Source organism: Nocardioides sp. (assembly GCF_004803405.1).
Classification (GTDB): Bacteria; Actinomycetota; Actinomycetes; order Propionibacteriales; family Nocardioidaceae; genus Nocardioides; species Nocardioides vastitatis.
In genome coordinates this window covers 1-23,475 of the sequence record NZ_SSXI01000038.1, presented here as the reverse complement: position 1 = coordinate 23,475, position 23,475 = coordinate 1, and the positions used below count along the sequence as shown (strand labels likewise).

At 71.5% G+C, this 23,475-nt stretch carries 23 protein-coding genes; 5 read left to right on the top strand and 18 right to left on the bottom strand.

The features are described from left to right. Positions 1-8: 8 nt before the first annotated feature. Positions 9-704, bottom strand: coding sequence for a histidine phosphatase family protein (locus tag E7Z54_RS02715; protein ID WP_136431468.1), 696 nt, complete (start codon positions 702-704; stop codon positions 9-11). Continuing rightward, positions 701-2,083, bottom strand: coding sequence for a glutamate-1-semialdehyde 2,1-aminomutase (hemL, locus tag E7Z54_RS02710; RefSeq protein WP_240769482.1), 1,383 nt, complete (start codon positions 2,081-2,083; stop codon positions 701-703). Before hemL ends, E7Z54_RS02715 begins: the two co-directional genes overlap by 4 nt. Before the next feature lie 282 nt (positions 2,084-2,365). Here hemL and E7Z54_RS02705 point away from each other — a divergent pair, with 282 nt between their 5' ends. After that, positions 2,366-3,625, top strand: a complete 1,260-nt coding sequence (locus E7Z54_RS02705; RefSeq protein WP_206055970.1) for a lytic transglycosylase domain-containing protein — start codon at positions 2,366-2,368, stop codon at positions 3,623-3,625. Positions 3,626-3,788: 163 nt separating this feature from the next. Here E7Z54_RS02705 and hemB read toward each other — a convergent pair whose 3' ends face one another. From hemB to E7Z54_RS02650, 11 genes are all read right to left on the bottom strand, one after another. Next, positions 3,789-4,784 (bottom strand): porphobilinogen synthase, encoded by a 996-nt coding sequence (hemB, locus tag E7Z54_RS02700; RefSeq protein WP_136431467.1) that lies wholly within the window; start codon positions 4,782-4,784, stop codon positions 3,789-3,791. Between the two features lie 40 nt (positions 4,785-4,824). Next, on the bottom strand, positions 4,825-6,498 hold the full coding sequence (locus E7Z54_RS02695; RefSeq protein WP_136431466.1) for a uroporphyrinogen-III synthase: 1,674 nt from the start codon (positions 6,496-6,498) through the stop codon (positions 4,825-4,827). Continuing rightward, complete coding sequence (gene hemC / locus E7Z54_RS02690; protein WP_136431465.1) at positions 6,495-7,523, bottom strand: hydroxymethylbilane synthase; 1,029 nt, start codon at positions 7,521-7,523, stop codon at positions 6,495-6,497. The genes E7Z54_RS02695 and hemC overlap by 4 nt, the downstream gene beginning before the upstream one ends. Continuing rightward, positions 7,523-8,833 (bottom strand): glutamyl-tRNA reductase, encoded by a 1,311-nt coding sequence (locus E7Z54_RS02685; protein ID WP_136431464.1) that lies wholly within the window; start codon positions 8,831-8,833, stop codon positions 7,523-7,525. Before E7Z54_RS02685 ends, hemC begins: the two co-directional genes overlap by 1 nt. Next, positions 8,830-9,534: a redox-sensing transcriptional repressor Rex gene (locus tag E7Z54_RS02680; protein WP_240769481.1), complete on the bottom strand. Its 705-nt coding sequence runs from the start codon at positions 9,532-9,534 to the stop codon at positions 8,830-8,832. Before E7Z54_RS02680 ends, E7Z54_RS02685 begins: the two co-directional genes overlap by 4 nt. Positions 9,535-9,662: 128 nt before the next feature. Next, the gene (locus E7Z54_RS02675) at positions 9,663-10,088 is read right to left on the bottom strand and encodes a GtrA family protein (RefSeq protein ID WP_276606196.1); all 426 of its coding nucleotides are present in this window, start codon (positions 10,086-10,088) and stop codon (positions 9,663-9,665) included. A gap of 17 nt (positions 10,089-10,105) precedes the next feature. Beyond that, positions 10,106-11,155 (bottom strand): glycosyltransferase family 2 protein, encoded by a 1,050-nt coding sequence (locus E7Z54_RS02670; protein ID WP_136431462.1) that lies wholly within the window; start codon positions 11,153-11,155, stop codon positions 10,106-10,108. Positions 11,156-11,204: 49 nt separating this feature from the next. Further along, positions 11,205-12,701, bottom strand: coding sequence for a hypothetical protein (locus E7Z54_RS02665; protein WP_136431461.1), 1,497 nt, complete (start codon positions 12,699-12,701; stop codon positions 11,205-11,207). Beyond that, complete coding sequence (locus tag E7Z54_RS02660) at positions 12,698-13,243, bottom strand: hypothetical protein (protein WP_136431460.1); 546 nt, start codon at positions 13,241-13,243, stop codon at positions 12,698-12,700. The genes E7Z54_RS02665 and E7Z54_RS02660 overlap by 4 nt, the downstream gene beginning before the upstream one ends. Positions 13,244-13,294: 51 nt before the next feature. Continuing rightward, on the bottom strand, positions 13,295-13,552 hold the full coding sequence (locus tag E7Z54_RS02655) for a glutaredoxin family protein (protein WP_136431459.1): 258 nt from the start codon (positions 13,550-13,552) through the stop codon (positions 13,295-13,297). Beyond that, entirely contained in the window at positions 13,549-15,156 is a 1,608-nt protein-coding gene (locus E7Z54_RS02650) for a class I adenylate-forming enzyme family protein (protein WP_136431458.1), read from the bottom strand. Before E7Z54_RS02650 ends, E7Z54_RS02655 begins: the two co-directional genes overlap by 4 nt. A gap of 88 nt (positions 15,157-15,244) precedes the next feature. On the opposite strand from E7Z54_RS02650, the gene E7Z54_RS02645 reads away from it, so the two are divergent. From E7Z54_RS02645 to E7Z54_RS02635, 3 genes are all read left to right on the top strand, one after another. Continuing rightward, a complete protein-coding gene (locus E7Z54_RS02645; protein WP_136431457.1) occupies positions 15,245-16,132 on the top strand; it encodes an HAD family hydrolase in 888 nt (295 codons plus the stop codon). 139 nt (positions 16,133-16,271) lie between these two features. Beyond that, entirely contained in the window at positions 16,272-17,066 is a 795-nt protein-coding gene (locus E7Z54_RS02640; protein WP_136431456.1) for a sigma-70 family RNA polymerase sigma factor, read from the top strand. Between the two features lie 130 nt (positions 17,067-17,196). Next, positions 17,197-18,342 carry a DUF5667 domain-containing protein gene (locus E7Z54_RS02635; protein ID WP_136431455.1) on the top strand — a complete coding sequence of 382 codons (1,146 nt, stop codon included), beginning with the start codon at positions 17,197-17,199 and terminating at the stop codon, positions 18,340-18,342. Between the two features lie 54 nt (positions 18,343-18,396). Here E7Z54_RS02635 and E7Z54_RS23665 read toward each other — a convergent pair whose 3' ends face one another. The 5 genes from E7Z54_RS23665 to E7Z54_RS02610 form a co-directional block, all read right to left on the bottom strand. Then, complete coding sequence (locus E7Z54_RS23665) at positions 18,397-19,638, bottom strand: lysophospholipid acyltransferase family protein (protein WP_206055969.1); 1,242 nt, start codon at positions 19,636-19,638, stop codon at positions 18,397-18,399. Then, positions 19,631-20,692, bottom strand: coding sequence for an NAD-dependent epimerase/dehydratase family protein (locus tag E7Z54_RS02625; RefSeq protein WP_136431454.1), 1,062 nt, complete (start codon positions 20,690-20,692; stop codon positions 19,631-19,633). The genes E7Z54_RS23665 and E7Z54_RS02625 overlap by 8 nt, the downstream gene beginning before the upstream one ends. A 63-nt stretch (positions 20,693-20,755) precedes the next feature. Beyond that, positions 20,756-20,857 carry a 30S ribosomal protein bS22 gene (locus E7Z54_RS02620; RefSeq protein ID WP_008356322.1) on the bottom strand — a complete coding sequence of 34 codons (102 nt, stop codon included), beginning with the start codon at positions 20,855-20,857 and terminating at the stop codon, positions 20,756-20,758. Positions 20,858-21,122: 265 nt separating this feature from the next. Continuing rightward, positions 21,123-21,338 carry a helix-turn-helix domain-containing protein gene (locus E7Z54_RS02615; RefSeq protein WP_136431453.1) on the bottom strand — a complete coding sequence of 72 codons (216 nt, stop codon included), beginning with the start codon at positions 21,336-21,338 and terminating at the stop codon, positions 21,123-21,125. 192 nt (positions 21,339-21,530) lie between these two features. Then, the gene (locus tag E7Z54_RS02610; protein ID WP_206055968.1) at positions 21,531-22,736 is read right to left on the bottom strand and encodes an acetoin utilization protein AcuC; all 1,206 of its coding nucleotides are present in this window, start codon (positions 22,734-22,736) and stop codon (positions 21,531-21,533) included. 62 nt (positions 22,737-22,798) lie between these two features. Here E7Z54_RS02610 and E7Z54_RS02605 point away from each other — a divergent pair. Next, on the top strand, positions 22,799-23,475 hold a 677-nt coding region (locus tag E7Z54_RS02605), incomplete at its 3' end, for an HAD family hydrolase (protein WP_136431452.1).

Sequence of the window (23,475 nt, the reverse complement as noted above, 5' to 3'; positions counted from 1 at the left end):
ACGGAGGGTCAAGGGGACGGCTTCCCCTCCGGCTTGTTCTCCTCGGGCGCGTCGCCGGCGGAGAAGGGGGCGGCGATGTCGCCCGTCGGGATCAGGTCGATCGCGGGCTCGGCGTAGGAGACCTGGGTGATCTGCTCGCCGACGAAGTGGAACGACGTCACCGAGCACAGCGTGCACTGACGCTTGCGCGGGTCGTGCAGGAACGAGCGTCCCTCGACGTGGAGCCGGGTGGTCCAGATCGGCAGCTGGTGGGAGACCAGGACGGCCTCGTGCCCGGCGGCCTCGCGGCGAACGTCGTGGATCGCGGCCATCATCCGGGCGACGATCGCCTTGTAGGGCTCGCCCCACGACGGCCGGAACGGGTTGTAGAGGTGGCGCCACAGCAACGGGTTGCGCAGCGCGTTGTTGCCCTTGCCGAACGTCAGGCCCTCGAACCGGTTGGTCGACTCGAGGACCCGCGGCTCCAGGCCGATCTCGAGGCCGAGCGCGGAGGCCAGCGGCGCGGCGGTCTCGCGCGCCCGCTCGAGCGGGGAGGACTTCAGCACGGTGATGTCGCGGGTCTTCAGCGCGGAGGCGGTCCGGTCGGCCATCGCCTTGCCGCGCTCGGAGAGGTGGAATCCGTCGCGACGGCCGTAGAGGACGCCCTGCGGGTTGTGGACCTCACCATGGCGGACGAGGTGGACGACGGTGTCGGGCGTGGTCATTCCGTCTCCCCCGTGCTCGAGGTGCGAGTGGAGCGGGCCTCGGGAGCCGAGACCGCGGCAGCGGCCTTCGCGGCAGCCGGCAAGGCGTCGAGGACGTGGTCGACCGCGCGATCGTCGTGGGACGACGAGACGAACCAGGCCTCGTACGCGGACGGCGGCAGGTGCACGCCGCGGTCGAGCATGGCGTGGAAGAACGCGCCGTAGGCCGCCACGTCGGTGCGCTGAGCCTCGGCGAAGGTGCTGACCGGTCCGTCAGCGGGATCGGTGAGGAAGACCGAGAACATCGAACCGGTCGACTGGATCACGTGCGGGAGGCCGGCAGCGGTGAAGGCGTCGACCACGCCGGCCCGCAGCGCGTCGGCGACCTCGTCGAGCCGGGCGTAGACGTCGCCGGTCGCGGCCCGCAGCGTGGCGAGACCGGCGGCGGTCGCCACGGGGTTACCCGAGAGCGTGCCTGCCTGGTAGACCGGGCCCTCGGGCGCGAGGTGGGCCATCACGTCGGCGCGACCGCCGAAGGCGGCCGCGGGGAAGCCGCCGCCCATGACCTTGCCGAAGGTCATCAGGTCGGGCGCCCAGCCCTCGCGGGCCCCGTCGAGGCCCCACTGGCCCTGGCGCGAGGCGCGGAACCCCGTCATCACCTCGTCACTGATGAACAGCGCGCCGTGGTTGCGGCAGGTCTCGGCGAGGAACGCGTTGAAACCGGGCGTCGGGGGGACCACGCCCATGTTGCCGGGAGCGGCCTCGGTGATCAGGCAGGCGATGCGGTCGCCGTACTCGCGGAAGGCGGCCGCGACCGCCTCGCGGTCGTTGTAGGGGAGCACGAGGGTCAGCTCGGTCGAGCTGGCCGGGACACCCGGGGTGCCGGGGATGGAGAACGTGGTGAGGCCCGAGCCCGCCGCGGCGAGCAGCGAGTCGACGTGGCCGTGGTAGCAGCCGGCGAACTTCACGACCACGTCACGGCCGGTGAAGCCGCGTGCCAGCCGGATCGCGGACATGGTCGCCTCGGTGCCGGACGAGACCAGTCGCAGCCGCTCCACGGGCGTACGGGCGACGATCTCCTCGACGAGGGCGACCTCGCCCTCCGTCGGCGTGCCGTACGACGTCCCGCGGGACACCGCCTCCTGCACCGCCGCGACCACGGCGGGGTGGGCGTGACCGAGCAGCATCGGGCCCCAGGAGCAGATCAGGTCGACGTAGCGGTTGCCGTCGACGTCCGTGAGCCACGGGCCCTGGGCGGACCGGATGAACCGAGGGGTGCCTCCGACGGCGTTGAAGGCGCGCACGGGCGAGTTCACGCCGCCCGGGGTCACGGCGCGCGCGCGGGCGAAGAGCTCGTCTGAGCCACGCGTCACGGCGGCCGTCGGAGAGAGGTCATGCACCGAGACATTGTCACCGATCGGTCCCGGTGCTCCGCATTCGCGGTCCCCCTAGGCTCTCTCGTGCCCGTCTGGTGGCGCCCGCGCGCATATCACGCGGGGCGGCGGGTGAGCGGGAACGTGTGACACCCGTAACGTCGATGTGCCAGGATTCGTTGTCCAGACGTCGCACCCCCCTCGGGGCATCCCACGCCGTGGGGTGGCAGGGGTGCGGTGCACGGGTGGGTCCTTAGGGGAGCGGCCCACGTGAGACGGCCGCGAGGCCAGGGGAGAGAAGACAGGCACATGTCGAGGAAGCGTCTGGGGCGACTGCAGCGCGTCGCCACCATCATCCCGTTGGCCCTGCTGTCGGCTGCCTGGACGGCATCCGTCGCCGGTATCGGAAGCGTCGCCTCGCCGGTCGTCGCCAGCCAGGCACCCGACCCGCTGACCGACGGCACCAGCGTCCCGGAGGAGTCCATCGAGGACCCGGCCAGCCTGTCCGACCCCAGCTCGATCGAGGGTCTCAACGGCGGCAACGAGGCGGGCATCGTCTCGGCGGCGTCGACCAACGCGATCCCGGCGGCCGCGCTCGCCGCGTACCAGCGCGCCGAGGCGGTCATCAACTCCGCTGACGAGTCCTGCAACATCACCTGGCAGCTGATCGCCGCGATCGGCCGCGTGGAGTCCAACCACGGCCGCTTCGCCGGCAACGTCCTCAACGACGATGGTGTGGCCACTCCCGGCATCTACGGCATCGCGCTCGACGGGTCGCGCAACACCCAGGCGATCTCCGACACCGACGCCGGCGTCTACGACAACGACCCCCGGTGGGACCGCGCCGTCGGCCCGATGCAGTTCATCCCGTCGACCTGGCAGGTCGTGGGCGTGGACGCCGACGACGACGCCTCCCGCAACCCGCAGGACATCGACGACGCCGCCCTCGCGGCGGCCGTGTACCTCTGCTCCGGCAAGGGCGACCTGTCGACGGTCGTCGGCCAGCGCGCGGCGGTCTACCGCTACAACCACAGCCAGGACTACGTCGACCTGGTCCTCAAGATCATGAACGCCTACCTCGAGGGCGACTTCACCTCGGTGCCGAACAACTCGACCGCCGCGGGCTACATCGTCCCCGAGCCGCCGAGCTTCGACATCCCCGGCAACAGGGGTGACAACGGCGGCCGCAAGGGCGGCTCCACCGGCGGCTCCAACGACGGCACGGGCGGCGGCTCCGGAACCGGCACCGGCGGCGGCACCGGCAACGGCGGCGGAACCGGCAACGGCGGCGGAACCGGTGATCCCGGCACCGAGGACCCGGGCACCGGCGATCCCGGCACCGGCGAGACCCCGGATCCGGGCACGGACGGTCCCAAGATCGTCGATGACACGGTCGACAAGGTCGACGACACCGTCGACAAGGTCACCGGCGGGGCCACGTCCAACCTGGTCAACGGCGTGCTCGGCAAGCTCCAACCTGTCGATGTCGCTACGAAGTGCGCGACGTGGGCACTGACACAGCCCAATCCCCTCACCGCCAACGAGGCGTGCGTCGCTTCCTACGAGTGACGTCCTAAAGACCCGAGAGAGCCCCGGACCCGAACTGCCCCCCAGTTCTCCGGGGCTCTCAGCTATTTCAACCCCCGCGAGGGGGCGCGGTTTGCTGCGCGAGGGGGCGCGGTTCGCGCCGCGAGGGGGCGCGGTTCGCGCCGCGAGAGGGCGCGGCAAGCGCTCAGTCGCGGAGCAGCCCGGCGGCCTCGAGGGCCCAGTAGGTGAGGATCACATCGGCGCCGGCACGCCGGATGGCGGTGAGGGTCTCGAGGATGGCCGGCTCCCGGTCGATCCAGCCGTTGGCGGCGGCGGCCTCGACCATCGCGTACTCGCCGGAGATGTTGTACGCCGCCACGGGCACCCCGAGCTCGCCGACGGCGTCGGCCACGCGGCGCAGGACGTCGAGGTAGGGAAGGGCCGGCTTCACCATCACGATGTCCGCACCCTGCTCGATGTCGAGGAGCACCTCACGGACGCTCTCGCGGCTGTTGCGGGCGTCCTGCTGGTAGGTCCGGCGGTCGCCCTCCAGCGAGCTGTCAACGGCCTCCCGGAACGGCCCGTAGAAGGCGGAGGCGTACTTCGCCGAGTAGGCGAGGATGCCGGTGTCGAGATGACCGGCCGCGTCGAGCGCCTCCCGGATCACCGCCACCTGGCCGTCCATCATCCCGCTGGGCCCGACCAGGTTCGCACCGACCGCCGCCTGCACGCGCGCCATCTCGGCGTACCGCTCCAGCGTCGCGTCGTTGTCGACCCGTCCGTCGGCGGTGAGCACTCCGCAGTGTCCGTGGTCGGTGAACTCGTCGAGGCAGAGGTCGCTCATCACCACGAGCGCATCGCCGACCTCGGCGACGACGTCGGCGATCGCGACGTTCAGGATCCCGTCCGGATCGGTCCCCCCGGACCCCACCGCGTCCTTGGCCTCCGGGATCCCGAACAGCATCACGCCGCGCAGTCCGGCCTCAGCGGCCTCGGTGGCCGCCTTCCGCAAGGTCTCGCGGGTGTGCTGAACCACGCCGGGCATGGAGCTGATCGGCGTCGGCTCGGTCGCGCCCTCACGGACGAACAGCGGCAGCACCAGCTGGGCCGGCCGCAGCGTCGTCTCCGCGACCAGGTCCCGCATCGCGGGCGTGGTCCGCAGGCGGCGCGGCCGGAGGACCGGACGGTCGATCTCGCTCATAGAGCCATCATCGCAGCCCGGGCGAGGGCTGCTCGCGCGGCTACTCAGCCTTGCGACGCCGGGCCGACGGCTTGCGGTCGCTCGGCTTGGTGACCGGCTCGCCGGCCTCGACCATCGCGGCGCGGCGGGCTGCACCGAAGCCGGCGAGGGCCTCGACGAGCAGCTCGACGTCGGGCTTGGGGGCCATCACGTCGACCCGCAGGCCGTGCTCCTCGGCGGTCTTGGCCGTGGCGGGGCCGATCACCGCGATCACGGTCGACGGGTGCGGCTTGCCGGCGATGCCGACGAGGTTCCGCACGGTCGAGGACGACGTGAACACGACCGCGTCGAACTTGCCCGTCTTGATGGCGTCGCGGGTCGGCGCCGGCGGCGGGGCGGCCCGGACGGTGCGGTAGGCGGTGACGTCGTCGCACTCCCAGCCGAGGTCGATCAGGCCCGCGACGAGGTTCTCGGTCGCGATGTCGGCGCGCGGCAGGAAGACCCGGTTGATCGGGTCCAGCTGCTCGTCGTACTCCGGCCAGTCCTCGAGGAGGCCCGCCGCGGACTGCTCGCCGGACGGGACCAGGTCGGCCCGGAGGCCCCAGTCGGCGATCGCCTGGGCGGTCTTGTCGCCCACGGCCGCGATCTTGAGGCCGGAGAAGGCGCGCGCGTCGAGGCCGTACTCCTCGAACTTCTCGCGGACCGCCTTGACCGCGTTGACGGAGGTGAACGCGATCCACTCGTAGCGACCCTCGACGAGGCCGCGGACGGCCTTGTCCATCTGCTGGGGGTTGCGCGGCGGCTCGACCGAGATGGTCGGGACCTCCTCCGGCACCGCGCCGAACTCGCGCAGGCGGTTGGAGAGTACGGCGGACTGCTCCTTGGTGCGCGGCACCAGGACGCGCCAGCCGAAGAGCGGCTTGGTCTCGAACCAGGACAGCTTCTCCCGGAGGTCGACCACGGCACCGATCACGGTGATGGCGGGCGGCGAGATCCGGGCGGCGCGGGCGTCGGCGGCGATCCGCTCCAGGGTGGAGGTGATGGTCTGCTGCTCGGTCGTGGTGCCGACGCGGGTCATCGCCACCGGGGTCTCCGGGGAGCGGCCGACCGCGATCAGCTGCTTGGCGATCTCACCGATCTGCCCGACGGCCGAGAGCAGGACCAGGGTCGGCGTGTCGGCGTAGCGGCTCCAGTCGACCTTCTCGCCGCACGTCACCACGGCCACCTCCCGGTGGTCCTTGGTGGTCAGCGGGATGCCGGCGTAGGCGGGGACCGCACCGACCGACGAGACGCCGGGGACGACCTCGAACGGCACACCGACCTTGGCGACCGCCTGGGCCTCCTCGGGCCCGGAGGCGTAGAGGAACGGGTCGCCGCCGAGCAGGCGGACGACGCGACGGCCGCGCTTGGCCTGCTTGACGACGACCTTCGCGCGGGCGGCGTGGGTCAGCGGCTGGCCGTCCTCCCCGAACCCGCCGTCGACGATCTCGGGGCCCGGGGCCTGCTCGCCGTCCGCCGCGAGGGCGGCGACCCGGCCGCGGACGACCTCGACCAGCGTGGCGTGCTCGGGCGACTCGGTGATGACGACGTCGGCGTCCTCGATGAGCCTGACCGCGCGAACCGTGAGCAGATCGGGGTCACCGGGACCGGTGCCCACGAAGGCGACGCCACCGGCCTGGGCCTGGGGGGCGGGAGTCTGGGCAGCCTGGTTGCTGGCTGTCGTGGCTCGCGTCATGCGTTGTGCACCTCTGCAGATCGTGCGGATGGGTGGTGGGGCGTACCGGTGGGAGCGGACTCGGCTGCTGGCGTCAGCGCCGCAGCACCATCAGCGAGCATGTCTGTAGCGAGCCGGTGGCCCAAATCGGCCGCGACCTGCGGCCAGGTCGCAGCGTCGTCGCCGAGGGGCGAGGACGCCGAGTTTCGTACGGCGCGCGCGCCGTCGTGTGACAGGGCGACGGCCCGGAGCCACAGCTCGGGCCCCTCCTCGCCCTCGACGACGTCGCCGAGCGCCCCGATGGGGGCCGAGCAGCCGCCCTCGAGTGTGGCGAGCGTCGCACGCTCAGCCGTCACGGCGGCCCGGGTGGCCGGGTCGTCGAGCACCGCGAGCGCCTCGCGGGTGTGGTCGTCCTCGGCACGGCACTCGACAGCCAGCGCACCCTGTCCGGGGGCGGGAAGCACCTGGAGCGGATCGAGCACCTCGGTGGCCTCGTCGAGCCGACCCAGCCGGGCCAGTCCGGCACGGGCGAGCAGCACGGCGTCGTACTCGCCGGAGCGGACCTTGCCGATCCGGGTGTCGACGTTGCCCCGCACGCTGACCAGCTCGACGCCGAAGCCGAGGGCCTCGACCTGGGCGATACGACGCGGCGAACCGGTGCCGACGCGGCTGCCCGGCGGCAGCTCACCGAGGGTGAGTCCGTCACGAGCGACGACGACGTCGCGCGGGTCCTCGCGCTCGGGGATCGCGGCCAGCGCGATGCCGTCGGCGGGGTAGGTCGGCAGGTCCTTGAGGGAGTGCACGGCGACGTCGACCTCGCCGGTGAGCAGGGCGTCGCGGAGCGCGCTGACGAACACGCCGACCGAAGCACCCGCCTGGGAGAGCGGGACGCCGGAGGCCTGGCTGCGGTCGCCCTCGGTGGTGATCTCGACCAGCTCGGTCGCGACGCCGAGGCGGTCGCGGAGGGCGGCGGCGACGTGCTCGGACTGGGTGGTGGCCAGCGCGCTGGCGCGGGTGCCGACGCGGAGGACGCGAGTGGTGTCCATCACGCAGGTCCCTCCTCGACGCCCATCGGGCGGGTGACGGCGTCCACGGCCTCGGGGTCGAGCGCGAACAGCTCGGCCAGCGCGGCGGCGTACGACACGGCGCCCTGCTCGTCGGCGAGCTCCTTGACGCGCACAGTCGGCTCGTGGAGCAGCTTGTCGGCCACGCGGCGGACGGTGTGCCGGATCTCACTGCGGGTGACCTCGTCGAGCTCGGGCAGGCGGCTCTCCAGTCGGGTCATCTCGGCGTCGACGACGGCGGTGGCCATCGAGCGCAGGGCGACCACCGTCGGGGTGACGTTGGCCTGCCGACGGGCGGCGAGGAACGCGGTGACCTCCTCGCCGAGGATCCGCCGTACCTCCTGGACCTCGCGTCCGGTCGGGCCCCCGTGGAGGAGCTCGGCCAGCTCGGCCAGGCCGACGAGCGTGACGCCCGGCAGGTCGGCGACGTCGGGCGCGATGTCGTGCGGCAGGGCCAGGTCGATCAGCGCGACCGGGCGTCCGCCGACCTCGGCCCGCGCCGACGCGACGAGGTCGCGGTCGATGAGGGTGCCGGCGGAGCCGGTGCAGCTGATCACGATGTCGGCCCGGGTGAGCTGCTCGCCCAGCCCGTCGAGGGGTACGGCGTGCCCGGCGTACTGCGACGCGAGGCGCTCGGCGCGGTCCGCGGACCGGTTGACCACGGCCACGTGACCGGCGCCGAGACGGCTGACCGTGGCGGTGGCGAGGCCGGCCATCGCGCCCGCACCGACCACGACGACGTACTTGCCCTCGACCGGTCCGAGAGCCTTCGCCGTCTCGTCGAGCGCCGCGGTGACCAGCGTCGGGGCGACCTGGTCGATCCCAGTCTCGGCGCGGGTGCGCTTGCCGACGCGCAGGGCCTGCTGGAAGAGCAGGTTGAGCGCGGGCCCGACGGTGCCGAGCTCCTGCCCGCGGCGCAGCGCCTCACGGGTCTGTCCGAGGATCTGGCCCTCGCCGACCGCCATCGAGTCGAGCCCTGCGGCGACCTGGAACAGGTGGGAGATCGCGCCGTCGTCGTAGTGGACGTAGAGATGCGGCAGCATCCCCTCGGTCGACTCCCCCGCGCGTTCCACGAGGAGTCGGGAGATCTGCTCGATGCTGCCGTGGAACCGCTCGACCTCGGTGTAGATCTCGAGCCGGTTGCAGGTCGCGATCACGGTGGCCTCGGTGACGTGCTCGCACGAGGCGGCGTCGGCGATCAGCTTCTGCACGCCGTTCTCGTCGAGCGCGACGCGCTCCAGCAGGGAGACCGGTGCGGAGTTGTGGGAGATGCCCACGACGAGCACGCTCATGCGGCACCGCCATCGGCAACGGGCGCGACGGGCGCTGCGGCTTCGGCGCCGTTGGCCTTGCGCTGCTCGTGGTAGGCGAGGATCTGCAGCTCGATCGACAGGTCGACCTTCCGCACGTCGACTCCTTCGGGAACGGACAGCACGGACGGTGCGAAGTTCAGGATGCTGGTGATCCCGATCGCGACCATGCGGTCGGCGACGTCCTGCGCGGCGCTCGCCGGGGTCGCGATCACGCCGATCGCGACGTCATGGTCGTGGACGATCGCCTCGAGCTCGTCGAAGGGACGGACGGCGACGCCGGCGACGATCTCGCCGCTCAGGGACGGGTCGGCGTCCAGCAGCGCCACCACCCGGAACCCGCGGCTGCGGAAGCCGGAGTAGTTGGCGAGGGCGTGGCCCAGGTTGCCGATGCCGACGATGACGACCGGCCAGTCCTGCGTGACGCCGATCTCGCGGGCGATCTGGTAGCGCAGGTAGTCCACGTCGTAGCCGACCCCGCGGGTGCCGTAGCTGCCGAGGTAGGAGAGGTCCTTGCGAAGCTTGGCGCTGTTGACGCCCGCCGCCGTGGCGAGGTCCTCGCTCGAGCACGTGCGGATGCCCGTGTCGGCCAGCGCCGTCAGCGCCCTCAGGTAGACGGGCAGACGGGCGACCGTGGCCTCGGGGATGACCCGGGCGGGATCAGTCGAACTCCGTGCGGTCACAGCTCCACTTTCCAGCCGCGCTCGCCGACGCTGCGCGACCGGATCACTGTAAGAGTTTGTGAACGTGAGAACAAATCGGTGCCGGGTCGTCCCTTCGGCGCTCGAGGAGGCGGCCGGAACCGGCCTGATCAGCGCTCGGTGGAGGCGTCTGACCGGTGCTCCACCGGCCAGACCACGAACCGGTAGGCGAGGAAGTTCAGCGCCAGGCTGCACGTGATCGACGCCAGCTTGGCCACCCAGATCCGCGGGTCGTCGGCCCCCAGCCCGCCACCGGCCAGCTCGGGGAGCTGCCCGAGCACCCAGAGCCACCCGTGGATCAGCAGTGGCTGGGCGACCCACATCACCAGGCCGGTCGTGGCGACGAACAGCAGGGCGTGCCGCAGCGTCAGCTTCTCGGCCCTGAAGGTGAACAGCCCGTTGACGACGAAGCTGAAGACCATGCCCGCGCTGGTCGAAACGAGGTTCGCGACCGTGATGCCGAGGTCGTGGTGGAGCAGCACGAACAGCAGCGTGTCGATCGCGGTGTTGCAGACCCCGACCGCGCCGAAGCGGATCGCCGTCGCCCGGTGGCTCAGGACTGCGCTCCTGCGTCCCGAGGCCCGGGGTCGAGCGGGCCCATGTCCCGGTGCCGACGAGGTACGGCGCTCGCCGAGTCCCGCGCGACCATGGCGATCGTGTAGAGCGGCCGGTCCTGCGCCTCGACGTACACACGACCCAGGTAGCTGCCGATCACGCCCATCATCACCAGCTGGATGCCGCTGAGCATGAACATGCCGACCCCGAGGAACGCCCAGCCGGGCACCGACTCCTCGGGTCGGAAGAGGCGGACGAAGAGGACGTAGCAGGCGAGCAGCGCGCTGAACGCCGAGATCGCGAACCCCAGCCGCGAGATCATCTTCAGCGGTGCGGTGGAGAACCCGAGGATGCCGCTGGCGGCGAAGTTGAGCATCTTCTTCAGCGGGTAGCCGGTCTTCCCCGCGTAACGCTCGTCGCGGTCGAACGGCAGCGCCTCCTGGCGGAAGCCGACGTGCGCCACGATGCCGCGGAGGAAGCGGTCGTGCTCGCGGTAGCGCGCGATCTCCGCCACCACCCTGGCGTCCATCAGCCGGAAGTCACCGACGTTGCGCGGGATCTCGATCGAGGCCAGCCGGTCGAGCGCCCAGTAGAACCACCACGCCGTGGCCCGCTTGAAGAACGTGTCCTTGCGGGTGCGCCGCTGGGCGTACACGACGTCGACCCCGCCCTCCCAGCGCTCGATCATCTCCAGGCTGACCCGAGGCGGGTCCTGGAGGTCGGTGTCCATCACGATCACCGCGTCGGCGCCGTCGGTCTCCGCGACGAGGTCGAGCCCCGCCGTCACCGCCAGCTGGTGGCCGAAGTTGCGGGAGAACTGCACCACGCTCACCCGCGGGTCCTGCTGCCGGAGCGCCACGAGCTGCTCCAGCGAGGCGTCGCGGCTCCCGTCGTCGACGTACACGAACTCGAACTCGAGGTCGGGGCGCTGAGCGGTCGCCTCGGCGAGGGCGGTCTGGAAGACCGCGATGTTCTCCTCCTCGTTGTAGACGGGGAGGACGTAGGCGATCCGCTTCGGACGGGCCGCTTCGCCGGGGGAGCCTTCCATGCTGCCGAACTGTAGGACACCGATCACCGGCGGATCGGGAGGCCCGTGGTCAGAGGACGACCGCACCGACCAGCACGAGTACGACGACACCGGTCAGCACACTGAGCAGCACCTGGACGCGGCCCAGCCACCGCGCCACCGCGGCGTCGGTGGCGGTCACGATGCCGTCGGGCGGTGGTGGAGCGAGGCCCAGCCCGATCTGGCGCTCCCGGAGGAAGGAGAACGCGGCGACGGCGAACATGGCCCCGGCGGTGGTCCAGTAGCGGCCCCCGGCGATGTGCACGAACGGCTGGATGAGCAGCGCCCCGAGCGACAGCTTGACGAGCACGTCGAGGACCCGTGCCTCGAGGCTCCGCCTGACCTGGAAGAGCAGCGAGACTCCCCCGATCAGGAGGATCGGGGCGTACATCGCCCAGGTGACGGCGTCGGCGGTCTCCTCGCCCACCCGGCCGAGGTCGCTGCGGCCACCGGGCGGCGCGAGGTAGCCGGTGAAGTTGTTGGGCTGCAGAGCATAGGCCCCCAGGTTGTGCACCACCTGGTCGAGGTAGTGCCCTGCCGTCAGGTCGCGCAGCGCGTAGTCCGACATCACCTTGAGGACCTCGACCTCGCTGGTGTCGGTCGAGCGGCCGACCTCTCGGGCGTACCTCAGCGGCCGGAACCACAGGGTGCTGTCGGGATCGCAGCGGCCGAAGCAGACCTCGCTCCGCTCACCGAACGTGTTGGCCATGACCGTCGGCACGGTGGTCGTGGTGACCACCCGGCTCTCGAGGGTCCGGGACGCGAACACCGACCACGGCGCGAGCAGGAGCAGGAAGACGACACCGGCCAGCGCGGCCGCGCCGATCGCCCGGCGGCGTGCCGCCGTGCGCAGCAACACCACCGCTGCCACGAGGGTCACCACGCCCAACCCGGCCAGCAGCACCGACGTGCTGGACCTCAGGTAGAGCGTGGCGATCGAGATCAGGCCGAGGACCACACCCTCCTTGAGGGTGGGCGCCTGGCCCCTCCGCATCCCCCGGAACATCTCGACCACGTGCACGACCAGGAGCACCAGGACCAGGCCGGCGGAGAGGTCGCCCCAGGCGCCGTAGGTGAAGACCACCCAGCTGGGCACCAGCCCCGGGAACACCACGAGCACACAGGCCCAGCGGTGGCCGAGCCTCCGCGCCACCGTGCGCACGACGGCGAGGAACAGGATCAGGGTGACGATGCCGAGGTATCCGCGGACCAGCCACAGCGGCGCGTCCGGGAAGAGCACGTAGACCGGTGCGATCACGATCGCCATTCCGGGCATGAACCACCCCGAGGCCACGACGTTGCGCTCCATCTCGGCCATGTCCGGGGAGGTGAGCGCGAACACGTCACGCACGAGGTTCGAGAGTGCACGGCCACCGTTGAGGTAGGCGGCCTCGTCCCCGTGCGGGTCGGCGTGCATGACCAAGGGGAAGATCACGACCTTGAGCACGACGTGGGCGACGACGAGCCAGGCGAGAAGCACCTCGGGACGCGGCAGCCGGGCCGGTCGGGTGAGCGGGAAGCCGGTCACCGTTCCTCCGCCCAGCGCTTGGTCGACGCTGGCAGGCTGCAGACCGGGTCGTCCTTGGCGAGCTGGGCGACGGGAAGGTCCAGCACGAACTCACCGCGGACCAGCGTGTCCTCGCTGGTGTCAGGCAGGTCTGTCACGGTGATCCCGACCGTCGCGGCGCCCCTGCGCAGCACCCGCTGGCCGCCCGCGCCGGTCTCCGGCGCCTCCCGGAAGCCCACGGCGGTGAACGAGTCGACGAGGCGCCGCTCGGCCTCGGCTCGATCCACCAGGTTGTACTGGCCGCGCAGCTCCCGCCGCTCGCCCTCGGATGTCTCGAGGTCCTCGTCCCACCTCACCTGGTAGGACAGTCCGTCGAGCTGCGCGTCGCCCGGAAGGGGGTAGCAGCCGCTCGCGATCGCGTCTGCGGTGATCAGCGGCCGGTAGCTGTTGGTGGGCACGGCTCGGCCGAACGTGTGGCTCAGGAGCAGCACGCCGAGGGCGGTCAGCACGCCGAGGGCGATGCCGCCCCGGCGCAACCTGGCCGGAAGAACGGTGGGGGGCATGGTGGGGCCGAGGATAGACGGCGGGCGGAGTCGCGACGCCGGAGGTGTTTCTCAGCCGCCGGTGAGCGCCCGGCGCAGCCGGTCGGGGCTGACCCGCCAGAAGTCGTGCTGCCTGCCATCGACGAAGGTCACCGGGATCTCGTTCGCGAACCGCTCCTGCAGGCCGGGGTCGTCGTCGATGGAGACCTCGCGGTAGGACTCCCCCAGCTCCGCGCAGACCTGCTCGATCACGATCCGCGCGTCGTCACAGAGGTGGCAGCCGGGTCGCCCGTAGAGGGTGACTCGGGGCGTCGTACTGGACGAGCTCACTCGAGAACCCCGAACGCCTTGCGTCGTTCCTCGCCGCGAAGCACGCCCTTGCGGATCTTGCCGGTGACGGTGCGCGGCAGGGTCTCGACGAGCTCCACCCGCGTCGGACGCTTGTACGACGCCAGCCGGGTCCCGCAGGCGTCCTTGACCCCCGCGACGAGTCCCTCGGCGGCGGTCGCGACATCGGCCGGGATCACATAGGCGACGACCGCCTCGCCGGTCTGCTCGTCCGGCGCGCCGACGACCGCGACCTGCCGGACGCCCGGGACCTCGCGGATCACCGCCTCGACCTCGGTGGGGTAGACGTTGAAGCCGGAGACGATCACGATCTCCTTGACCCGGTCGACGAGGAAGAGGTCGCCGTCGCCGTCCAGGAAGCCGACGTCGCCGGTGGACCACCAGCCGTCCTCGTCCGGGCCGTCCGCACCGTCGGGCCAGTAGCCGTTGAACAGGTTCGCGCCCCGGATCTGGATCTCGCCCGGGTCCTCGGCCTCGCTGCCGGCGAGGACGTGGCCGTCCTCGTCCACGAGCCGGATCTCGATGCCCTCCAGCGCGGCGCCGACCGACCCGGGCTTCGGGTCGGCCGAGAGCAGCGTGCTGGTCACGACCGGTGCGGCCTCGGTGAGGCCGTAGCCCTGGTGCACCGGCACGCGGGCCTTCGCCGTGAACTCCTCGATGACCTCGGCCGACAGCGGCGCCGAGCCGGACAGGATCATCCGCACCGGACCGAGTCGCTCGGCGAGCGCGTCGACGTCGCGCCAGGCGGCGAAGACGGGTGGCGCGACGGGGACCACGCTGCAGGCCTCGTCCTCGATCAGGTCGAGGGTTCCCTCGGGATCGAATCGCTCGGCCAGCACGAGCTTGGCTCGGTGGCGGATCACTCCACCGAGCACGGCGTTGAGCCCGTAGACGTGGAACAGCGGAACCACGCCGAGCACCACGTCGTCGGTGTGAATCATCGGCGGCTCGACGGTGGCGACCTGCTCCACGTTCGCCAGCAGCGCCCGGTGGGTCAGCATCGCGGCGCGCGGGAGCCCCGAGGTGCCGCTCGTGTAGAGCAGGACGGCGAGCTTCTCGGGGTCCGGCAGCGGCGGCACCGGGCGGACCGTCTCGGCGCGCAGGTGGTCGTAGGAGATCTCTCCGGGCTGCGGAGGGGAACCGACCGCGACGAGACGCGGTGCTGCGCGGACGTCGCCGTCGGTCGGCTCGGCGAGCTCAGACCGCCCGAGGGCCGCGCGGACCGTCTCGATCGTGTCGCGGTCGGCGAGGACCATGCGGGCACCGCAGTCGGCGAGCATCCGCGCGATCTCCTCGGCGGTGGAGCCGGGGTTGACCGGCACCGCGACCGCCTGGGCCCGCAGCACACCGAGATAGGTGGTGACGAACTCGAGCCGGTTACCCAGCGCGATCATCACCCGGTGCCCGGCGACCACACCCGCGGCGCCGAGCCCGGTGGCGACCCGACCGACCTCCGAATCGAGCTCGGACCAGGTCAGCCCGCGTCCGCCGGCCTCGACGACGGCCAGCCGGTCGGGGAGGTCGGCCGCGGCCGACGTGACCAGCGCGGCCACATCAGGGACGGTAGACAGCCCGGACAGCGACATGCAGGCGATCCTACGCAGTACCTATCGGGTCCACGGATCGAGTCGATGGCTGGGCCGAATCGGGCCGGTGCGGCCCTATGGTTCTGTCATGGCCCCGTCCACGGATCGGCACCGCCGGCTCAACCTCCAGCAGCGCTCGACGCTGGCCGGTGAGGCGGCCGCCGCGGCCGCCGAGGTGGAGAACGCGCTCACGCATCCGGCGGAGCCCTTCGCAGCAGCGTTCTTCGACGTCGACAACACCGTCATGCAGGGCGCGAGCATCTTCCACCTCGCCCGCGGCCTCTATCGGCGCAAGTTCTTCACGACCCGCGACATCGTCGGCGCCGCCTGGAAGCAGGCCTACTTCCGTGTCGTCGGCGTGGAGGATCCCGAGCACGTCGCGGACGCACGGAACTCGGCGCTGGCTTTCATCGCCGGCCACACGGTGCAGGAGCTGGAGGAGATCGGGGAGGAGATCTTCGACGAGGCGATGGCGCACCGGATCTGGCCCGGTACGCGCGCCCTCGCACAGATGCACCTCGACCAGGGACAGCGGGTCTGGCTGGTCACCGCGGCCCCGATCGAGATCGCCAGCCTGATCGCCCGACGGCTCGGCCTCACCGGCGCGCTCGGCACCGTGGCCGAGCACGTCGACGGCGTCTACACCGGCAGGCTGGTGGGCGACATGCTGCACGGCCCCGCGAAGGCGATCGCGGTGCAGGCCCTCGCCGAGCGCGAGGGCCTCGACCTCGCCGCCTGCTCCGCCTACAGCGACTCCTACAACGACCTGCCCATGCTGACCCTGGTCGGCGACCCCTGCGCGATCAACCCCGACCCGAAGCTGCGGGCACACGCCCGGGCCCACGGCTGGCGTGTCCGGGACTACCGCACCGGCCGGAAGGCAGCCCGGGCCGGACTCGTGGTGGGCTCGGCCGCCACCGGCGCCGCGGTCGCCGGAGCGCTGGTCCGTCGGCAGGTCCGTCGCCACCTCTCCTGACCCCAGGGCTCAGCCTGATCCGTCCGGACCATGGCCGATGGTCACTTCGGGCCTGAATCGGCACGGGTTCTCTAGTTCAGGTTTCGCTCGGGATAGATCGGCCGTAGGATCCCAACCGGGGAGAGGGAGGGACACCTTCATGGCATGGGAGCGCGCCGACATCGCACGGGGGCTGGACGCCCTTCGTGACGCTGTCCTCGCCGCGCTCGCTCCCGACTTCCCCGTCGCCGCCCTGGCAGGTGCCGGTGCCCCCTCCGGGGCTGCTGCCCGCGTGCCGCTCGGTTGGCTGCTGAGCGAGGCCGCCAGCGAGCCCGGCGACGGCATCGAACCCGGCCCTTCGTACGGCGACTCGACGCTGGCCACCTCCTCGGAGGACTCCGCCGAGGACCGCGAGCGGCTGATCGGGCTCGTCGAGCTGGCCCGCGGCGGAGACGCCGAGGCGTTCGGGCAGCTCTACGACCACTACCAGCCGTCGGTCTATCGCTTCCTCTACTACCGGACCCGGTCGGTCGCCGTCGCCGAGGATCTCTGCTCGGAGACCTTCTTCCGCGCGCTGCGCAACATGTCCTCCTTCCGGTGGCAGGGCAAGGACTTCGGCGCCTGGCTGATGACCATCGCCCGCAACCTCGCCACCGACCACTTCAAAGCCGGCCGCACCCGCCTCGAGATGACGACCGAGGACATGGGCCAGCACGACGACGCCACCGAGGGCCCCGAGAACGCCGTCCTGGCGAGCCTCACCAACGAGATCCTGCTCGAGGCGCTCACGAAGCTGCCCAACGAGCAGCGCGACTGCCTGATCATGCGGTTCCTGCAGGGCATGAGCATCGCGGAGACGGCCGCCGCCCTGGACCGCAGCGACGGCGCGATCAAGCAGCTGCAGCTGCGCGGCGTGCGGAACCTCGCCAAGCTGATGCCGGAGGGACTGCGATGACTGTCCACCACCACGTCACCGGCCGCTCCCCCGCCGTAACCTTCGGCGTCACCCTCTCGTTGGTTTTACGAACTGACAAGCGGGACGGACGGGTCGACCAGACCCGCATGACACCAGGACGGACACTGTGATGCGCGGGAGCCCTTGGTCGCGACGCGCCGAGGAGTTCGACGCGCTTGTCTCCGGATACGCCGGCGCCGAGGAGCGTCGGACCGAGCTCCTCGCCGTGGTTGCTGCGCTGCGCTCAACCCCGCCCGTCGAGGCGCGTCCCGACTTCGTCGCGACGCTGCGCACGCAGCTCGTGGCCGCCGCTGAACGCGACCCGGCCGGCGTCGACCAAGGGCTCGCGGCGCACCTCACCCCGCGCCAGCGTCGTGGCTCCCGTGAACGCCGCCTGGCCGCCGTCGTCGGTGGCTTCGCCGTGGTCTCCGCCACCGGCTCGATGGCGATGGCCTCGCAGGGCGCTCTGCCCGGCGACGTCCTCTACCCCGTCAAGAGGGCGATCGAGAACGCCCAGACCAACTTCCAGCCGGACAACGCCGCCAAGTCGGAGTCGCTGATCGCGCACGCCGAGGCCCGCCTCGAGGAGGTCCAGCAGCTGACCGCCGCCGGCGCCGACCCCGACGTCATCGCGACCACGCTCGAGGACTTCACCGAGCAGACCAACCAGGCCGCGGACTTCGCGCTCGACGACTACACGGCGACCGCAGAGCCCACGCCCATCGTCGATCTGCGCGCGTTCGCCGCCGAGAGCATGGACGTGCTGGCAGCGCTCGGCCCGGTCGTCCCGGACTCGGTCCGGCCGGTCCTGATCACCGCCACCCAGACGGTGCGCCAGGTCGACGCCGCCGCCTGGGAGGCGTGCCCGACGTGCGCGGGAGGCGACATCGCCGAGCTGCCCGAGTTCGCAGCGCAGCCGCTCCGCCTGGTCCTCAGCGGTGAGATCCCCGACGCCGCGTCGGTGACGAACCAGGGGACGAAGCCGAGGAAGTCACCGCGCGACGGCCAGCGCGGCCAGACCCCTCTGGAGGAGCCCACCGGCGACCCGGTCACGCCGCCTGCGGTCCCCTCTGAGGTCCCGCCCCCGATCGAGCCCACCAAGGAAGGCAGCGAGGACGACGGCGACATCGCCGACGACCTCGGTATCGACGGCAAGCCGGGGCTCGGCCCCAGGCCGCCCGCCGACAAGACGCCGGAGCGCGATGCCGACGACGACGGAGCACTGTCGGGCATCCTGGTGGACGGCGTGACCGGGGTGCTCGGCGGTCTCAGCTGAGTCCGTGGCTCCAGCGGCTCCCGCTGAGCCGCCGGCCTGCCGCATCGCGGCGAGCTACCGAAAGACCGACTGCCGCTGCATCAGCAGGCTGTAGAGCGTCTGCTGGATCGTCTCGCGCACCTGGTCGGTGACGTTGAAGACCAGCATCGGGTCGTCGGCCGCACCGGGCTCGTACTCGTCGGTGCGAATCGGCTCCCCGAACTCCAGCAGCCATTTCGAGGGCAGCGGGACCAGCCCGAGCGGGCCGAGCCACGGGAACAGCGGCGTGATCGGGATGTACGGCACCCCGAGCAGGCGGGCCAGGGAAGGGACGTTGCCCACGAGCGGGTAGATCTCCTCCGCGCCCACGACGGACAGCGGCACGATCGGGACGCCGGTGCGCAGCGCGGCCGAGACGAAGCCGCCGCGACCGAACCGCTGCAGCTTGTAGCGGTCGGAGAACGGCTTGCCGATGCCCTTGAAGCCCTCCGGCCAGACGCCGACGAGCTCGCCGCCACGGAGCATCCGCTCGGCGTCCTCGCTGCACGCGAGGGTGGCGCCGCTCTTGCGGGCCAGCGTGCCGACCATAGGCAGCCGGAACACCAGGTCCGCGCCGAGGGGTCGCAGGTGCCGTCCGGTCTGGTCGTGGATCGACACCATCGTCATCAGTCCGTCCAATGGGACTGTGCCCGAGTGATTGGAGACGACCAGCGCGCCACCCTCCGCGGGGATGTTCTCGACGCCGCGGACCTCGATCCGGAACCACTTCTGGGCGATCGGGCGCAGCGCGGCCATGAAGAATCTCTCGGTGACCTCCTGGTCGAAGCCGTACTCGTCGACGGAGTAGTCACCGGTGATGCGGCGTCGGGTGAAGGCGATCATCCGGGCGAGCTGGGGCTCCCACTGATCCCCGAACAGCTCCTTGCTGGCGTGCTGGAACGCCGCCAGCCAGTCGCCGACGGGGATCCCCGCGAGCGGCGAGCGGTCCTCGGTTCGGGCCGCGGCAGCCCTCGATGCCTGCTCCGATGTCTGCTCCGACGTCGGCGGAGGTACGACGGACGGCCGGTCGTGAGGGTGCTCGTCCACCACAGGACGGGCCTCGTCTCGGGCCTCGTCTCGGGCCTCGGCAGGGGCCGCAGACTTCTTCGCCGGTGCCTTCTTAGCCGGTGTCCTCTTCGCGGGCGGCTGCTTCGCATCGGCGCCGCGCTGGGCGCCACCCTTGGGCGCGAGTCCGCGGGCGGCGGATGACGGGCGGGTGCCCGTGCCGCGGCCCTGCGGACCGCGCGTGCCGATGGGGATGATCTCCGCGTCACCCATGACGCCCTCCAGCGGGGCTGAGCTGGGCGGGACGGTCCTCGTCGACCGGTGGAAGCTGTTCGGCGACCGCGGCGAGAGCCTTCTCGGCCCGACGCGGGGGTGGCGGCAGGGTCGAGACGAACTCGGCGAACGCCTCGACGGTGGTGTAGTCGGGCTCGAAACCGAGCTCCTCGCGCATCCGGGTGGTGTCGACCCCGCGTCCATAGGTCAAGAAGGCGACCAGCTCCGGCGAAAGGTCCGCCACTCGAGCCGACTTGAGCGCGGAGCCGAGACCACCGAACGCGAAGCCGGGCAGCGGCAGATTGGACCGGCCCATCCGGCGCAGCGCCTGGGAGAGCACCATCAGACCGTCGCCGGCGATGTTGAACGTGCCGCCCTTGTCCTCCAGCACGGCGTGGCGGAGCACACGGTGGAGGTCGCTCTCGTGCAAGAACTGGAGCCGGGGGTCGAACCCGAGCACGGTCGGGATCACCGGCATCCTGAAGTAGGACGTCAGCGGGCTCACGACCCGCGGGCCAATGACGTTCGCGCACCGGAGCAGGGTGACGGTGACATCGGGGCGCCGGCGGGCGAACCCGCGGACGTAGCGCTCGACCTCGATGACGTCCTTGCTGTACCCGCTGCGCGCGGGCCGACGGGGCTCCATGTCCTCGGTGAACATCGCGGGGTCGCGGCTGCTGGCGCCGTACGCGATGGTGGAGGACTTCACCACGAGCTGGCGAACCTGCTCGGACTTCTGGCACGCGGCGAGCAGCTGCATCGTGCCGATGACGTTGAGCTCCTTCATCGTTCCGCGGGCACCTGCGGAGCCCGGCGTCGCGATGACGGACATGTGGACGACGGTGTCGACGTCCTCCCGAGCGATCACCTTGGCGATCACCGGGTTGCGGATGTCGGCGCGCACGAACCTGACGTCGCCGAGGTCGCCGCGGGGCGGGATCACGTCGACCCCGATCACCCGGTCGACAGTGGGATCCGAGGCGAGTGTGCGCGCGAATGTCCGACCGAGATCCCGGGATACCCCGGTGACCAGAACCGTGCGGCCGGCGACCATCCCTGGCAGACTCCTCCGGATCTCAGCCGGCGCGTCCATCAACGCGCCGGCACGGCTGTTGCGCTACTTGCCGAGCTTGCGGCGCTGCACCCGCGTCTTCTTGAGCAGCTTGCGGTGCTTCTTCTTCGCCATGCGCTTGCGGCGCTTCTTGATGACAGAACCCACGTGGACCTCTCCAGACCGCCAGGCGACGTCACCCGACGTTACGTACGACGCTCCGGCGGTGGCCGGAGCACCGGGTCAGCCTATCGGGCACTCCGCGTGACGGTGAATCAGCGTCCGCGATGGGACGCAGCGCACATCGCAGCCGGTCACGCATCAAGCACCAGCAGCCCCACGGGCCGGCCGGTTCTGGCACTTCTCGGGCGTTGCAACGGCCGCGAAGTGCAGGAATCGCCGGTTAACCGGCGATTCCTGCAACCCCCCTCGACTAGCCAGCCGAGTAAAAGCTCTTGCGGAGGTACTCGTTGACGTCGTCCTCGGTGACCCGGAACGATCGGCCGACCCGCACGGCGGGCAGCTCTCCACTGTGGACCAGACGGTAGACGGTCATCTTCGACACCCGCATCACGGAGGCAACCTCAGCAATGGTGAGGAACTTGGGGTCTGGAAGCGACTCGGTGCGCTCGCGCGACGAGGGGGACATGGTTGACCACGCTTTCTGCGCGTCCGTCACCGCCTTCCCCAGCTGTGAACTCTGCGGACGCCTCTTGCGTGAGAATAGAGCCAGATGTGACGGATGGGGAAGGGATTCACCAATGAAACTTTCTTACCCCGGCGTGTCGCCTTGACCATCCACACCTAGGCGTCGCTGAGGAAGCCTCACTCGAGGGGCCCCTCAGGGCATCGGATCCATCCCGTGCAGCGGGAAGACGGCCGTGCGGGTCTCGTGGACCGTCCGGTCCAGCCAGAGGTCGGGGTCGTACCCCTCCTCCCACGGCCGGTAGCCGATGCGCTGCCCGTCGGTCATCAGGCGGGGCGCCGTCTGCCCCAGCGTCTCCGCCACGTGCTCCCGCCACGCGCCGGGCACCACCATGGTCGGGTCGAGCGGCCGCCCCGCGACCGCGGCGAGCAGGTGGCTCCACGCCCGCGGCACCACCTCCACCAGTGCGTACCCACCTCCGCCGGTCGCCACCCACCTGCCTCCCGCGACCTCGTGCGCGAGGTCGTGAAGGGCGAGGTAGGCGGCCCGCTGGCCGTCCACGCTCAGGGTGAGGTCCGCCAGCGGGTCGGCGGCGTGGGAGTCACAGCCGTGCTGCGTCACCAGGACGTCGGGCGCGAACTCCCGCAGCAGCGGCGGTACGACGGCATGGAACGCTCGTAGCCAGCCACTGTCGCCCGTGCCGGGCGGCAGGGCGACGTTGACCGCCGTGCCTTCGGCGTCCGGGCCCCCGACGTCCTTCGCGAAGCCGGTGCCGGGGAACAGGAACTGTCCGGACTCGTGCAGCGAGACGGTCAGCACCCGCGGGTCGTTCCAGAAGATCCGCTCGACGCCGTCGCCGTGGTGCACGTCGACGTCGACGTACGCCACCTTCTGCGCGCCCTGGTCGAGCAGCCAGCGGATGCCGACGGCGATGTCGTTGTAGATGCAGAAGCCGCTCGCACGGTCCGGCATCGCGTGGTGCAGCCCGCCTGAGATGTTGGCGCTGTGGACGCTCTCACGCGTCCAGACCTGCCGGCAGGCCTCCATGCTGGCGCCGACCACATGCGCGGCCGCGTGGTGCATGCCGCGAAAGACCGGGTTGTCGTCGGTGCCGAGCCCGTGCAGCTCCTCGCCCGGGCCCGGCCGTGCGCCCATCCGCTGCACCGCCTCGATCAGCGCCGGGTCGTGGACGGTGGCGATCTGGTCCTCGGTCGCGACGGGCGCGTCGACGCAGCGCAGGCCGTCGGAGCCGACGACGCCGAGCTCCGCGGCGAGCCGCATGGTGAGGTCCACCCGGACCGGTGCCATCGGGTGCTCCGGGCCGAAGTCGTACTCCGTCAGGGAGCGGTCGAAGACCACGCTGGAGTGCCCCGCACAGGTCGTCGTGTCCGCCGTCGTCATGCTCGCAAGTTACCGGGGCCGGGGAGGCCGCGCTGTCGGCGACCGCTGGCAGACTTCCGCGCATGACGATCCAGGGCCTCCTCCTCGACCTGGACGACACGCTGGTCGACCACCGCGGCGCCGCCGAGCGCGGCCTGCGCACGTGGCTGACCGGCCTGGGCCTGGCCGAGACGGCGGTCGAGCTGGAGGACCACGTCGAGCGGTGGTTCGCGCTCGAGGCCCGGCACTACGAGCGGGCCCAGCGGCGCGAGCTGACCCACACCGAGCAGCGGCGCGTGCGGATCCGCGAGTTCCTCCCAGGCTGGGACCTCGCCGACGACACGCTGGCCGACGACGTGTTCGCCGGCTTCCTCGGGTGCTACCAGGCGGCGTGGCGCGCCTTCGACGACGCGGCCGAGGCGATCGAGCGGGCGCTCGGGTCCGGACTCCGGGTCGGGATCCTGACCAACGGCGTGCTCGAGATCCAGACCGAGAAGCTGCGCCGCACCGGCCTGCTCCGCGCCGACGTCCCGGTGTTCGCCTCCTCGGAGCTGCCCGCCGCCAAGCCCGACCGGCGTTCCTACCTGACGGCCTGCTCCGGGCTCGGCGTCGCGCCGGACGCGACGCTGATGGTCGGCGACTCCCTGCGCCACGACGTCGTGGGAGCGCACGCGGCGGGGCTCAGCGCCCTGCTGCTCGACCGCCTCGGCTGGTACGACGCGACCCGAGCCGGCGTCCGCGTCGACACGGTCCGCGGGCT